At 74.2% G+C, this 12,548-nt stretch carries 8 protein-coding genes; 3 read left to right on the top strand and 5 right to left on the bottom strand.

The window, feature by feature from the left end; genetic code table 11:
• Window positions 1-2: 2 nt before the first annotated feature.
• From pucL to ACTWPP_RS36960, 3 genes are all read right to left on the bottom strand, one after another.
• Window positions 3-905, bottom strand: a complete 903-nt coding sequence (gene pucL / locus ACTWPP_RS36970) for a factor-independent urate hydroxylase (RefSeq protein ID WP_443109077.1) — start codon at window positions 903-905, stop codon at window positions 3-5.
• 38 nt (window positions 906-943) lie between these two features.
• A complete protein-coding gene (uraD, locus tag ACTWPP_RS36965; RefSeq protein ID WP_443109076.1) occupies window positions 944-1,471 on the bottom strand; it encodes a 2-oxo-4-hydroxy-4-carboxy-5-ureidoimidazoline decarboxylase in 528 nt (175 codons plus the stop codon).
• A gap of 137 nt (window positions 1,472-1,608) precedes the next feature.
• The gene (locus ACTWPP_RS36960; RefSeq protein ID WP_443109075.1) at window positions 1,609-2,685 is read right to left on the bottom strand and encodes a C45 family autoproteolytic acyltransferase/hydolase; all 1,077 of its coding nucleotides are present in this window, start codon (window positions 2,683-2,685) and stop codon (window positions 1,609-1,611) included.
• 305 nt (window positions 2,686-2,990) lie between these two features.
• Between ACTWPP_RS36960 and ACTWPP_RS36955 the strand changes: the two genes are divergently transcribed.
• The gene (locus tag ACTWPP_RS36955) at window positions 2,991-4,712 is read left to right on the top strand and encodes a sulfatase (RefSeq protein WP_443109074.1); all 1,722 of its coding nucleotides are present in this window, start codon (window positions 2,991-2,993) and stop codon (window positions 4,710-4,712) included.
• 36 nt (window positions 4,713-4,748) lie between these two features.
• On the top strand, window positions 4,749-6,410 hold the full coding sequence (locus tag ACTWPP_RS36950) for an ArnT family glycosyltransferase (protein ID WP_443109073.1): 1,662 nt from the start codon (window positions 4,749-4,751) through the stop codon (window positions 6,408-6,410).
• Window positions 6,411-6,417: 7 nt separating this feature from the next.
• Here ACTWPP_RS36950 and ACTWPP_RS36945 read toward each other — a convergent pair whose 3' ends face one another.
• On the bottom strand, window positions 6,418-9,243 hold the full coding sequence (locus tag ACTWPP_RS36945) for a hypothetical protein (RefSeq protein WP_443109072.1): 2,826 nt from the start codon (window positions 9,241-9,243) through the stop codon (window positions 6,418-6,420).
• 257 nt (window positions 9,244-9,500) lie between these two features.
• Between ACTWPP_RS36945 and ACTWPP_RS36940 the strand changes: the two genes are divergently transcribed.
• Window positions 9,501-10,979 (top strand): phytoene desaturase family protein, encoded by a 1,479-nt coding sequence (locus tag ACTWPP_RS36940; protein ID WP_443109071.1) that lies wholly within the window; start codon window positions 9,501-9,503, stop codon window positions 10,977-10,979.
• Here ACTWPP_RS36940 and ACTWPP_RS36935 read toward each other — a convergent pair.
• Window positions 10,976-12,529 carry an FAD-dependent monooxygenase gene (locus ACTWPP_RS36935; protein WP_443109070.1) on the bottom strand — a complete coding sequence of 518 codons (1,554 nt, stop codon included), beginning with the start codon at window positions 12,527-12,529 and terminating at the stop codon, window positions 10,976-10,978. The genes ACTWPP_RS36940 and ACTWPP_RS36935 overlap by 4 nt on opposite strands.
• Window positions 12,530-12,548 lie beyond the last annotated feature (19 nt).

The raw sequence follows: 12,548 nt of genomic DNA, 5'->3' as shown, positions 1-12,548 counted from the left end.
CCTCAGCAGAATCCGGGGACGCTGAGCCAGGCCTGCCCGGCGTCCGGCGCGTCGTCGCGGGTCACGGTGGCCTCGATGAGGCCGTACGGGCGGTCGGCCGCGATGAACACCTCGCCCGGATTCTCCAGGCCGAACGGCGACAGGTCGACCTCGAAGTGGTGCTTGTTCGGCGCGGAGAAGCGGATCTCGGCGACCTCCGGGTGCCGTTCGAGCACGGCGCCGCCCATGGCGTACAGCGACTGCTGCAGGGCGAGGCTGTGCACCTCGGCGAACCGCTCCAGCAGCACCGAGCGGATCGAGGCGTGGCACCCGTCGAAGTCGACGTCCGTGCCGCCGTAGCGCCACCGGGCCACCAGCGACGTGGCGAGGACGCGGTCGTCGGTCTCGGCGAGCGTGGTGTACTCGTCCCTGAGGAACCCGGAGAACTCGGATCCGGTGGTCTTGGCGATGACGAGGTCCCGGAGGCCGGAGACGACCCAGGCCCGCCGGGCGGCGCCCTGACCCGCGACCGTGACGACCGTGGTGCGGGTGTCCCCGCCGCGCCGGACGAACGAGTGGTCATGGCCCGCGCCGCCGGACCGGATGCGGTCCCAGGCGTACTCCTCGATCTCGATGCGGGCGCCGTCGGCGGCGGGGGTCTGCGCGACGAAGTGGTCGGCGAGGGTCAGGCCGAACTCCTCGATCGCGCCGATGCCCTGCTTGGCGAAGGCGAACACGGTGTTCTTCTGGGTGTCGGTCGGCAGCACGCCGGACTGGTCGCCGGGGTCGTGCGCCGCGGTGAAGTCGCCGCGCAGCGAGGTCGACACGTTGAGGTCGCGTATCTCGTGCCGGGCGGTCTCGCGGTGGACGCGGAAGACCCTGTTCTGCGCCTTCCCGTACTGGTTGGGGCCCAGGACGATGCCCATGGATCAGCTCCCTCGGTCGGTGGAGTGGGCGGCGGGGCTCACGAGCCGATGGCCTTTCGCAGGCGCAGCAGGGCGATCTCGCGCAGTTCCCCGGCGATGACCCGCCGCTCGGTCTCGTCGTCGTTGCCGAGACGGGCGCGGGCGGCGTCGAGGACGTGATCGGCGTCCAGCCCGGTCGCGCAGATGAGGAACACCCGGCCGAAGCGCTCCTCGTAGCGGCGGTTGGCCTCGGCGAGGGCGGCTTGGACGCCGGTGTCTCCGCCGACCCCGGACTGCTCACCCCTGGACCAGCGGGCCTGTGTCCCGGTTCCGGCGGGGCGTTCCCCGATCCGCGGGTGCGCGGACAGAGCCCGGTCGATCTCGTCGGGCGCGAGCCTCCCGGCGGCCGCGCCGGCGCGTTCGAGGAGCGCGTCCAGATCGGCGTAGGGACGGGCGGACAGCAGGGCGCCCGCCCACGCGGGTACGTCGAGGCAGGCCAGGAGCAACTCCCGTGCCCGCGCGTCCGGCAGCGTGTTGAACCGGTGGAGGCCGATGGCCTCATCGGGGAACTCGTCCCGGAGTCTCATGGAGGCAGGCTAGCCGCCGTCGCCGTCATCGTCGGCCGACCGTCGCTCGTACCGCACCGGGGCCCACGGCGGTCATCCGCGCGGCGCCGTGGTGCGGATCCCCTCCGCCCGTTCTCGACATACCCCCGGTAATTTCCCTAGTGCCGCTGCCAGGAGGTCGGGGCGGCTTGGCAGGGGCCGCCCTTGTGGACGTCCAGGGCGCCCGCCGCGACGTCGAGGCTGACGGTCGCGAGGGTTTCCCAGCGGGTCTGGGACGGGTCGGCGGACGTGGGGTGCGCGCAGACCGGGGCGTCGTCGGGTGCGTGGCTCACCAGGGCCTCGGCACGCTCCAGCGGAGTCGGGGCCGACAGGGCGTCCGTGCGGGAACGCAGATGGTCGAGGCGGGCGCGGGAGCCGGGGAGTTCGTCGCCGCACGCTTCACCGGCCGCGAGACCGGGGTCCTCGAAGTGGTTGGTGTGCAGGAGGACTCCGTCCGGGTTCGCCGGGACCACGCCCACTCCGGCAGGGCAGATCTCCAGGGTGGCGGCCCGGCCGCGCCGGCCGTCGTAGGTGACGACGGTGATCGCGGTGGACGCCGAGGTGCGGGCCGAGCGGGCGATCCGCTCGGCGTCCTCCAGGGTCGCCGCCTCGTCCAGGATGCGGCGCGCGATCATGTGGACGGGAACGCCGGTCGCGCCGCCGTCGGAGGCGTGCCCCAGAATGTTGAAGTGCACGCCGAGCCCGGCGCCGTTCACCCCGATCTTGGCGAGCGCCCCGAACTCGGTGAAGGTGCGCACGCGGTGGCCGTGGCGCGGCTCGTACGTCCATACGACGGGGACGTCGCGCATCGCGTCGTGCCAGTCCCACGTCTGGACGGTGCGGGGCGGCGCGTCGTCCGGGAGGATCACGGCCGTGCTGCACTCGTTCCGGCCTGTCGCGTTCAGGGCGGCGAGGATCTCGGTGCGGGCGTTGACGGACGCGACCTGCCAGGGTTCGAGGTCCGCGCCCGCGGCGATGGCGTCGATCTCGGCACCGAGCGGCGGTGCCCACGCGGTCGTCTGCGCCAGGGCCTCCCCGCTCAGTGCGCGGACGCGGCCGGCGTCGCCGCCGAGGGTCTCGAACAGCTTCATGTAGCCGGTGTGCGTGGCGGCGATCTCGGTGCTCCAGCGTGTGCCGAACGCCCGGCCGCGTTCGGCGGCGTCGGACTGCGCGGAGACGAATGCGGGGATGGTCACGTCTCTCTCCTCTGGTCACCTCCGTTCATCATGCCCGCAGACGGCGCGATCGGCAGCGCCGGGATCGGGACGCCGGCGGGCGGCTGAAGGCGAGCGGTTCGTCGGCGTCGAACCGGCGGGGCGGTGTGAAGGTCTCCGCGCTCCCGATCTGGCCGGCGGTCCAGGCGGTGCCGGGGAGCGAGGTCGGGCGCGCCGCGCCCGGGGATGGCCGCACCGGCGCTCAGGTGGGAATGTTGAACCGGCGGGCGCCCCATCGACGTGCAGTGGGTGTCGCGTCTGCGGCGGGGGACCGAGCCTGGGAGGACGTGCTGACCACCGATAGCCGCCTGGAGCGGGTGAAAGACGAGGATGTCGCCGCCGGCGGCGCCGAGGAGAAGGCCGCCCCGGAGCCGGGCGGCCGGCGGAGATGGAGGCGGGCCGCGGGCAGGGCGGTCACCGGCGCGGCCTTCCTGTTCGTGGTGGCCGCGCTCGTCGCACCGGTCGAGTCCTCCCGGCTGACCCCGGCGGCGTTCGCGCGCGTGCCGGTGGAGGGGATCGTGGGCGTCGCCCTGATCCTCGCCGTGCCGGCGAGAGCGAGACGGTACGCGGCCGGGGCGGCTGGGGCAGTCCTGGGGCTCCTGTTCGTCCTGAAGGTCATGGACATCGGTTTCGAGGCCGTCATGTTCCGGCCGTTCGACCTCGTCCTCGACTGGCCGCTGCTCAGTCCCGCCATCGGCTTCGTCCAGGGGTCGGCCGGGCGGGCCGGGGCGGTCGGCGCCGTGATCCTGGCGATCGTGCTGGCCGTCGCCGCGGTCGTGCTCATGTCGCTGTCGACGCTGCGGCTCAGCGGCGCCGCCGCCCGCCACCACAGGACGGCGGCACGCTCGGCCGTCGTTCTGGGCGCCGTCTGGCTCCTGTGCGCCGCCCTGGGAGCCCAGTTCGTCGAGGGGGTGCCGGTCGCGTCGCGGAGCACCGCCGTCCTCGCCTACGACCACGCCGTGCAGGTGCGGTCCAGCCTGAACGACGGGGAGGAGTTCGCCGAGGCCGCCGCCGTCGACGCCTTCCGCGACACGCCCCCCGACAAGCTGCTGACCGGGCTGCGCGGCAAGGACGTCGTCCTGGCGTTCGTGGAGAGCTACGGGCGTTCCGCGGTGGAGGGCCCCGAGTTCGCGCCGCAGGTCGGCGCCGTGCTGGAGGCCGGGGCGCGGCGCCTGGACGAGGCCGGGTTCTCCGCGCGCAGCGGCTGGCTCACCTCCCCCACGGCGGGCGGCGGCAGCTGGCTGGCGCACGCGACCCTGCTGTCGGGCCTGCGGGTCGACAACCAGCAGCGGTACCGCACCCTCGTCAACAGCGACCGCTTCACCCTCAACCGCGCGTTCCACCGCGCCGGCTCCCGGACGGTCGCGCTCATGCCGGCCATCACCCGGGCCTGGCCGGAGGGCGGGTTCTACGGCTACGACAAGGTGTACGACAACCGCAACCTCGGGTACAAGGGGCCGCGCTTCAGCTTCGCCACCATGCCCGACCAGTACACGCTGTCGGTGCTCCAGCGCACCGAACTCGCGGCCGACGACCGCGCCACGGTGATGGCGGAGACGGCCCTGGTGTCGAGCCACGCGCCGTGGGCGTCCATCCCGCGGCAGGTCCCGTGGGAAGCGGTCGGCGACGGCTCGGTCTTCCAGGGCATGGGCAAGGGATACGACGCACCGTGGCCCCCGGCGGACCGGATCCGCGCCGAGTACCGCAAGTCCGTCGAGTACACGCTGAACACCCTCGTGTCCTTCATGGAGACCTACGGCGATGACGAGACCGTGCTCGTCTTCCTCGGCGACCACCAGCCCGCGCCGCTCATCACGGGCCCGGGCGCGAGCCGCGACGTGCCGATCACGATCGTCGCCAAGGACGACGCCGTTCTGGAGCGGATTTCCAGCTGGGGCTGGCAGGACGGTCTCAAGCCCGCGAAGAACGGCCCGGTCTGGCCGATGAAGGATTTCCGCGACCGGTTCCTTACGGCATTCGGGGGCGGCGCCACGCCGGGAAGGCGATGACGGTTTCCGGGCACGGCGGCATGTGAGGGTGGTGCGGTGACCTCGCTGTCCGCCGAGCACGGACGGCCGGCGTCTCGCGGTGAGGCGCCGGCCGGCCGGTTCGCGGCGCTGCTCCGGCACCGGCGGTGGCTGCTCGCCCTCGTCGTGGTGGCGCTGCTGGCCGAGATGGCCGCCGCGATGGCCGCCACGGCCGTGCGGCAGTCGCCCACCAGCGACGAACCCGTCTACGTGGTGGCCGGCGTCGAGTACCTGCTCGAACACGATCTGCGCCACAACCCGGAGCATCCGCCGCTCGGCAAGCTGATCATCGGGGCCGGGGCGGTGCTCGCCGGCCCGGACTTCGACGCCGCCTACCAGGGGACGCAGACGCAGGCCGGGCGGCACCTCCTCTACGAATCGGGCAATGACGCGCAGCGGCTGCTGCTGGCCGCGCGGATCCCGGTCATCCTTCTGACCCTGCTGTTCGGGCTGGTCGTCTTCGCCTTCGCCCGCGACCTGGCGGGCCCCGCCGGCGGAGTGGCGGCGCTCGCGCTGTACGCGTTCTCGCCCGGCGTCATCGCGCACGGGTCGCTGGCCACGCTGGACGTGCCCACGGCCGGTCTCCTGGTGACGTCGGTGTGGCTGGCGTGGCGCGCGAGACGGCGGCCACGGCTCTATGTGCCGCTGTCCGGGCTGGCGCTCGGCGCGGCCCTCGCCACCAAGATGTCCGTGCTGCCCGCCGTGCCCGTCCTGATGGCACTGGTGGCGTTGTCGGTGTGGTCGTCCCGCCGGTCCGGCCGCGCCGCCGTGGCGTCGGCGGCGGGGGCGGCGGCGCTGGCGGTCGCCGTGGTGTGGGCGTCCTATCTGGCCGTCGATCCGCGGCTGCACTGGACGACGCCCGCCGATCTCCCCGCCGTGGACGGGCTGCGGAGGCTCGCCGTCCACCTCATGCCGTTCCCGGAGCCGTTCCGGGACGGGATGCGCCTCCAGTTCGGCTTCGAAGACCTGAAGTGGGGCGGATTCCTGTTCGGCGACGCCTACCGGGGCACTCTCTGGTACTACGTTCCGGCCGCGCTGCTGGTGAAGACGCCCCTCGGGACGCTCGCCCTGGGGGCGGCGGGGATCGCGGCGATGGCGGCGCTGCCCCGGCTGCGGCCCGCCGCGCCGTACGTCCTGGGCGCCACGGCCGTGCTGCTGGCGGTGGCGATGACCGGCTCCCGCGACTTCGGCATCCGGTACGTCATCTTCACGCCGATGCTCCTGGCGGTGGCGGCGGCCGGCGTGACGCTCGTCCGGTGGCGCTGGGCCAGGGCCGCCGCCGGTGTGCTCGTGTTGTTCGTCGCCGTCAGTTCGCTGCGGACGTTCCCGTACTACCTCCCGTATTCGAACGAGGCGTTCGGCGGCCCGGCCAAGACCCACCTGCACTTGCACGACTCCAACGTCGACTGGGGCCAGGACCTCCGGCGGCTCGCCGACCGCCTCCGCGACCGCCACCCGGGCGAGAAGGTCTGGCTCGTCTACAAGGGCGGCGGCGTCCCGGCCTACTACGGCGTCCACGCCTCCGACCCGCGCACCGCGCGGCCGGACGAGGTGCACGGGCTTCTGGTGGTGTCCAACAGCTGGATCGCCAAGCAGGACCCGCGGCTGGTGCCGCTGATCCGCTCCAGCGAGCGGATCGGCGGGGTCGGCCACTCCATCACCATCTTCCGCCGCCCGTAGGCCACGGTCAGCGGCGGTGGCTGTGGGCGCGGGCCCACAGCGCCGTCCAGCCGCCGGAGGCGAGCCAGGACGCCGGGACGCGCAGGCCGTGCGCGGCGATCTCGTCCCAGAAGGCGGCGGTGTCGGCGCCGAGTTCGCGGGCGGCGGGCAGGGCGCGCCGCCACGGGCCGTCCTCGTCCTTGAGGGTGGTGGCCGGGTAGCCGGGGACTCTGATCCTCCTCGGCGCCGTCACGGGCACCAGATCGGTCCCGGCCGCGGAGGCGTCGCAGTGGACGGCGACGATGAGCGCGCAGAGGAGCGGCTCGGTCGCGCGTCGCGCGAGGGCGCGGGCGATGACCGGATCGTCCTGGACGGCGAGCCGCCCGATCGCCCGGCGCGTCCGGCGGCCCGCCAGGTCGAGGTTGTAGGCGTCGGCGATGGCGGGGAGCCTGATGAGCCTGCGCAGCGTCTTCGGGAGCGGCGGCTCGTCCAGCAGCAGCGGAAGCCGGTCGAAGCGGTCGCGCAGGGCCGGGTCGAGGGCGTCCAGCGCGGCGGCGAGGGGACGGTTCTCGGTCGCCGTCCACAGCCCGAGCAGGTCGACGGTGCCCGCGTCCAGCGCGCGCCGGACGGCGGAGGTCAGCTGGGCGGCCCCCAGGCGGCGCAGCCGGACGAGCGCGGCGTCCGGCGGTGTCGCGGCGACGGCGGCGAACACGTCGAGCACCCCGGGGCCGGTCTCCTCCCAGGCCCGCCGCGCGAGCGTCCCGAGCGCCGGGCCCGCGTCCTCGACGAGGCGGGGCGCGGCACGGCGCCGGGCGGGCCGGACGGGCGCGGGCTCGTCCGGGACCCGGACGGTCTCCTCCGTGACGGCGCCGGGGATCGCGGCGACCCACTCGCGGAACCGCCGCTCCAGCTCCTCGTCCGGATCGATGTTGAACCTCGCCGCGATCTCGCTGACCCGCCACCCCCGCGACGAGGGCCGCAGCGGGAACAGTTCGGCGTTGACGACCGGCATCCCGTCCTTGTCGTACAGGCCCACGAGGCCGGTGCGGCCGCTCCTGGCGCCTTCGACGTAGGCCGGGCCGGCGATGCAGTTGCCCATGTAGTCGGCCCATTCCGCCAGGTCACGGGCATTGCGGGCCACCTTGACGCGGACACCGGCGCCGGTGAGGGCCGTCCCGTCCCGGGCGAGCAGCGGCGCCGGGACGGCGAACTCGCCGGTCAGCGCCTCGGCGATCGCGGTGCCGGACATCAGGCCCCCGGTGAGCGCAGGCCACGTCCGGGCCCCGCGCGGCGGGACGCCGCCGAGCGCGACGAGCTGCGCGGCGCCGGAGACCGCCAGCGTGATCGAGTCGAGCCGCGGCGCCAGCGGCTCGGCGACCGGTTCCGGATCATGATCGAACCAGGGCGCCCCGGTCCCGGGCGTGCCCCGCGCCCTGTCGTGCCCGTGCAGCCGGGCCAGCGCGTCGACCAGGTCGGCGTACCACAGCAGGTCACCGACCATTTCCACGGTCGCCGGACCGTCCGGGCCGGCCGGCCGCGCGTGGAGCGGGTCGGTGTCCCTCAGAAGCGGGCCCGACCAGGGCGGGATGCCGGCCCAGCCGGCCGGAGGGCGCTCGTAGCCCACCGCCTCGCGCCAGTCCCGCAGCCCGGTCGCCGCCCACGCGCGGAGCGTCTCGTCGCGGACCCCGAGCATCTCGTCCATCAGCCGCTCGACGTCCTCGATGATCACGACGGCGTAGGCGCGGGCGGACGTCAGGCGGGGCCTGAGGTAGGCGGCGAACCCGGCGTCTCTCGGGGCGCCGCCGGAGAGCCTGCGGTGGATCTCGCGGACGTGGGCGGCCGGGCGCGCCGGGATGCCGGTGAGTCCCGGCACGCGGCGCGCAGAATGCGCCGCGGTCATGTCGTCCACCTGGGCCGCCGCGGCGCGGACGAGGGCCTCCGAGCGGTCCAGGCCGTCCCGCAGCCCGTGGTCGGCGACCGCCACCGCGGTCCGCAGCAGCGCCGTCGCACCGAGCGCGTCCTGGACGATCAGCTGGAGCCGGTCACGCCAGTACCGTTCGTCCGGCGTCCACCGCGCGGCGTCGGCGAGGGACGGGTCCCGCACGGTTCCCAGGGACGTCCGCAGGAGGTTCAGGATCCATTCGTCCTCGTAGTGACGGCGCCGCGCGCGCAGGTCGGGGACCCTGTCGCGGCTGCTCTGCGTCGCCAGCCGCCGCTTCCGCCGCGCCAGTGCCGCATGGTGGTCCAGGACCCGTCCCCACAGATCCAGGATCAGGTCGAGCCTGCGGGGCCGCGGCACCGGCTCCAACACCTGCCGCAGGTACAGCCCGAGCACCGAGGGCAGGCCACCGGGGACGACGTCGACGTTCTCGGGCGCCTCCAGCGCGAGGACGCGTTCCAGCTGTTCGGGACCGAGGACATCGCTGGCCGCCACGGCCAGATGCAGCGCCGCCCACCGCCCCTCCTCCACGGCCCGCCCGGCCGCCGCGCCCACCCGCTTCGTGACGGCGGGCCCGAACAGCGCCACCAGGAACCCGGTCCGGTCCCCCAGCCGTCCCGCGTCGTGGAGGCCGACGACCCGCAGCGCCGCCAGCACGGCGTCCCGATGGTCCCCGCGCGCCCCGTCCAGCCGCGCGGACCGGAACCCCGCCCCCAGGTCGACGCCCGCTCCCGCCGCGACCGCTCGCCCGGCCGCGACGAGCCGCGCCAGTTCCGCGACGGCGTGCTCGACATCCCCCTCGGCGGCGTCCTCCGGCCCCAGGGCGACGGCCTCCCCCGGGCGCGCGTCGGCCTCGTCCGGCAGCCGGGCCGGACCCGCCGGCCGCGCGACCCAGGCACCGAGGCCCGAAGCCACCACACCACCAGAAAGCCGTATCTTCACCCGCCCCATGATCCCGGCCGGACGGCCCGGCGCCAACGGAGTTTCGCCGACTCACCCGGCCTGGACGCGCCGCCGTACCCGTGGGCGGCGATCCGCTCGGCCATCTGCGGGTAGGCGCCCCCGTGGCCCGGGAGGCTCGTGCCAAATGCGTGTCGCCCGATCCTCCACCGAACGCCTGCGCGCCGGTGCCCTTCCCGCCTCTTCCTCTGCCCTGTGGTTCTCTGTGGGGCATGTACGACGTCGTCATCGCGGGTGGTGGGCATAACGGGCTGGTCGCGGCCGCTTACTTGGCTCGGGCCGGGCGGCGGGTCCTGGTGCTGGAACGGCTCGATCACGTGGGCGGGCTGGCCGTCTCGGCGCGGGTGTTCCCCGGGGTGGACGCGCGGGTGTCGCGGTACTCGTATCTGGTGAGCCTGCTGCCGTCGCGGATCGTCCGGGATCTGGGGCTGACGGTCGAGCTGCGGGGACGGCGGTTCTCGTCGTACACGCCGGTCGGCGACGGCGGGCTTCTGATCGACAACGAGGACCCGGCGCGGACGGCCGCGTCCCTCAAGGGCGACGCCGACGCGTGGCGCCGGTTCTACGGGATGGCCGGGCGGGTCGCGCGGCGGGTCGCGCCGACGCTGCTGGAACCGCTGCGCGACCGGGCCGGGCTGCGGTCGGCGGTGGGCGACGAGGAGGCCTGGCGCGACCTGTTCGAGCGGCCCATCGGGGACGTCGTGGACGAGCGGTTCGCCGGCGACACCGTCCGCGGAGTCGTGCTCACGGATTCGCTGATCGGTACCTTCACCGATCCGGCCGATTCCTCGCTGCTGGCCAATCGCTGCTTTCTCTACCACGTCATCGGAAACGGCACCGGCGACTGGAATGTGCCGGTGGGCGGAATGGGAGCGGTGACCGGGGCGCTGGCCGATGCCGCCCGGGCCGCCGGCGCGGAAATGCGGACCGGAATGGAGGTACTGGCCGTCGATCCGTCCGGTGAGGTGACTTTCCGGGACGCCGGCGGCGCTGAGCACGCCGTTTCCGCTCGATGGATTCTGGTCAACATGCCGGCTGAAGTCCAGGCCGAGGGATCGCAGCTCAAGGTGAACATGGTGCTCTCCCGGCTGCCCCGGCTGCGCGACCCTTCCGTCCGGCCGGAGGAGGCCTTCGCCGGTACGTTCCACATCAATGAGGGACGCGCACGACTCGGCAAAGCGTACGAGGACGCTGCGGCCGGTCGTGTCCCGGCACTTCCGCCCGCCGAGGCCTACTGCCATTCGCTGACCGATCCGTCCGTTCTCGGGCCGGAACTGCGGGCGGCCGGGGCGCATACCCTGACGCTCTTCGGCCTCCACATGCCGGCGCGGCTGTTCCGCGTGGACCCGGCGGCCGCACGGGACGAGGCTCTGCGCGCCACGCTCGCCTCGTTCGACTCGGTCCTCGCCGAGCCGATCGAGGACTGCCTGCTGCGCGCCCCGGACGGCACCCCGTGCCTGGAGGTCAAAACGCCCGTCGACCTGGAAAACGAGGTGGGGCTGCCCGGCGGGCACATCTTCCACCGCGACCTGTCGTGGCCGTTCGCGGAGGACCCCGGGGAGCGGGGGCGCTGGGGCGTCGAGACCGAGCATCCGCGCGTGCTGCTGTGCGGGGCGGGTGCGCGGCGCGGCGGAGGCGTCAGCGGCATACCCGGGCACAACGCCGCCCGCGCTGTCCTCGGAGCGGGCTAGGAGCGGCCGCAGGCGCGGTGCAGGGCAGCGGTGAGCGTCCCGGCGTCGTGGGACGGGAGCACGGCGGCGAGATGGCCGTCCGGGCGGACGACGTGGACGGTGTCCGGGCCGGCCCGCAGCGCCGCCCGGAGCACCCCGCCGGCGTCGATGTCGTCCAGCGCGTGGATCGCGTGCGGGACGTCGGTCGGGAGTTCGAGCGCGCACCGTTCCGCCGTCAGGACGACGAAGCCGGTCCCGAACAGGCGCCGCAGGCGGGTGGGTTCGCCGTAGATGACGCACGGGCCGTCCGGGCAGAGGGTTCCGGGCACGGGCGGGCGGACGGTCCCGGGTTCGAGCGGGAAGTCGTCCACCGGGCCGGACGGGGTGGTCAGCGGCGAGTCCAGGTACCAGAACGGTTCGGCGAGCTTGCCCGAGTCGATGATCGTGCGGGGGTCCGGGTGCGTCCTGGCCCTCTCCAGGGACTCCAGCCGGTGGGCGCGCTGAGCGGGCGTCTGCGGGACGAGGAACTCCATCGTCCGGGTGGTCACGCGGAGGTTCTCCCCCGCGGCGGCGCGGCGTTCGATGTCGTAGGACGCGAGCAGCCCGTCGGGCGCCCGGCCGTGCCGGACGAACGCGAGCTTCCACGCGAGGTTCTCCGCGTCCTGGATGCCCGAGTTCAGCCCGCGGGCGCCGAACGGCGCGTAAAGGTGGGCGGCGTCCCCGGCGAGGAACGCGCGGCCGGACGCGAACGTCGCGGCACGCCGCTCGTGGAACCGGTACACGGTCGCCCACACGATTTCGTACGGAATGTCCCCGACGATCTTCCGGATCCGGGCGTCGAGGGCCCCGGAGGCGCGTTCGGTGTCGAGATCGTGGTCGGCGGGGACCTGCCAGTCGATCCGCCAGGTGCCGTCCGGGCACTGGTGGACCAGGACCTGCCGGCCGGGATTCCACTCGGGGTCGAAATAGAACCGGCGTTCGCTCGGGAACGGCAGCTCCGCCCGGATGTCGCAGATGAGGAACCTGTCGGCGAACGTGCGTCCGGGGAAGCCGATGCCGAGCAGCTGCCGGACGGCGCTGTGCCCGCCGTCCGCGCCCACCAGATGGCTGCCCCGGACGGTGGCGCCCGCGTCGACCTCGACCCCGCGTCCGTCCTGGTGGAACCCGCTGACGGGATGCCCGTACCGGAGATCCACCAGCGGCTCGGCGACGGCGAGATTCCGCAGGTGCCGCTCCACCTCCGCCTGGGAGATGTTGATCCAGGGCGGGACCGCGCCGCGTCCGGCGTCGGGGAAGGTGACGGAGAACAGCTCGTCCCCGCGGTAGTAGGTCCGGCCCGTCGTCCACGTCACGCCGCGTGCGATCAGCGGCTCGGCGCAGCCGACCCGGTCGAGGACGTCCAGGACGTCCCGCTGGAAGCAGATGGCCCTGGACCCGGACGGGTCGCGCCGGGCGGCGGCCTCCAGCACCACGCTCGGCACGCCGTGCCGCGCCAGCAGCAGCGCCGTGACCAGGCCGACCGGCCCGGCGCCGACGACGACGACCGGCTCCATCACGCTCCGGGAGCTCACCTATGAAATGGTGCGCCGC

Source organism: Actinomadura sp. 3N407, from assembly GCF_052245875.1.
Lineage (GTDB): Bacteria > Actinomycetota > Actinomycetes > Streptosporangiales > Streptosporangiaceae > Spirillospora.
The sequence above is the reverse complement of the archived record's forward strand: the minus strand, read 5'-3'. Positions and strand labels throughout refer to the sequence as shown.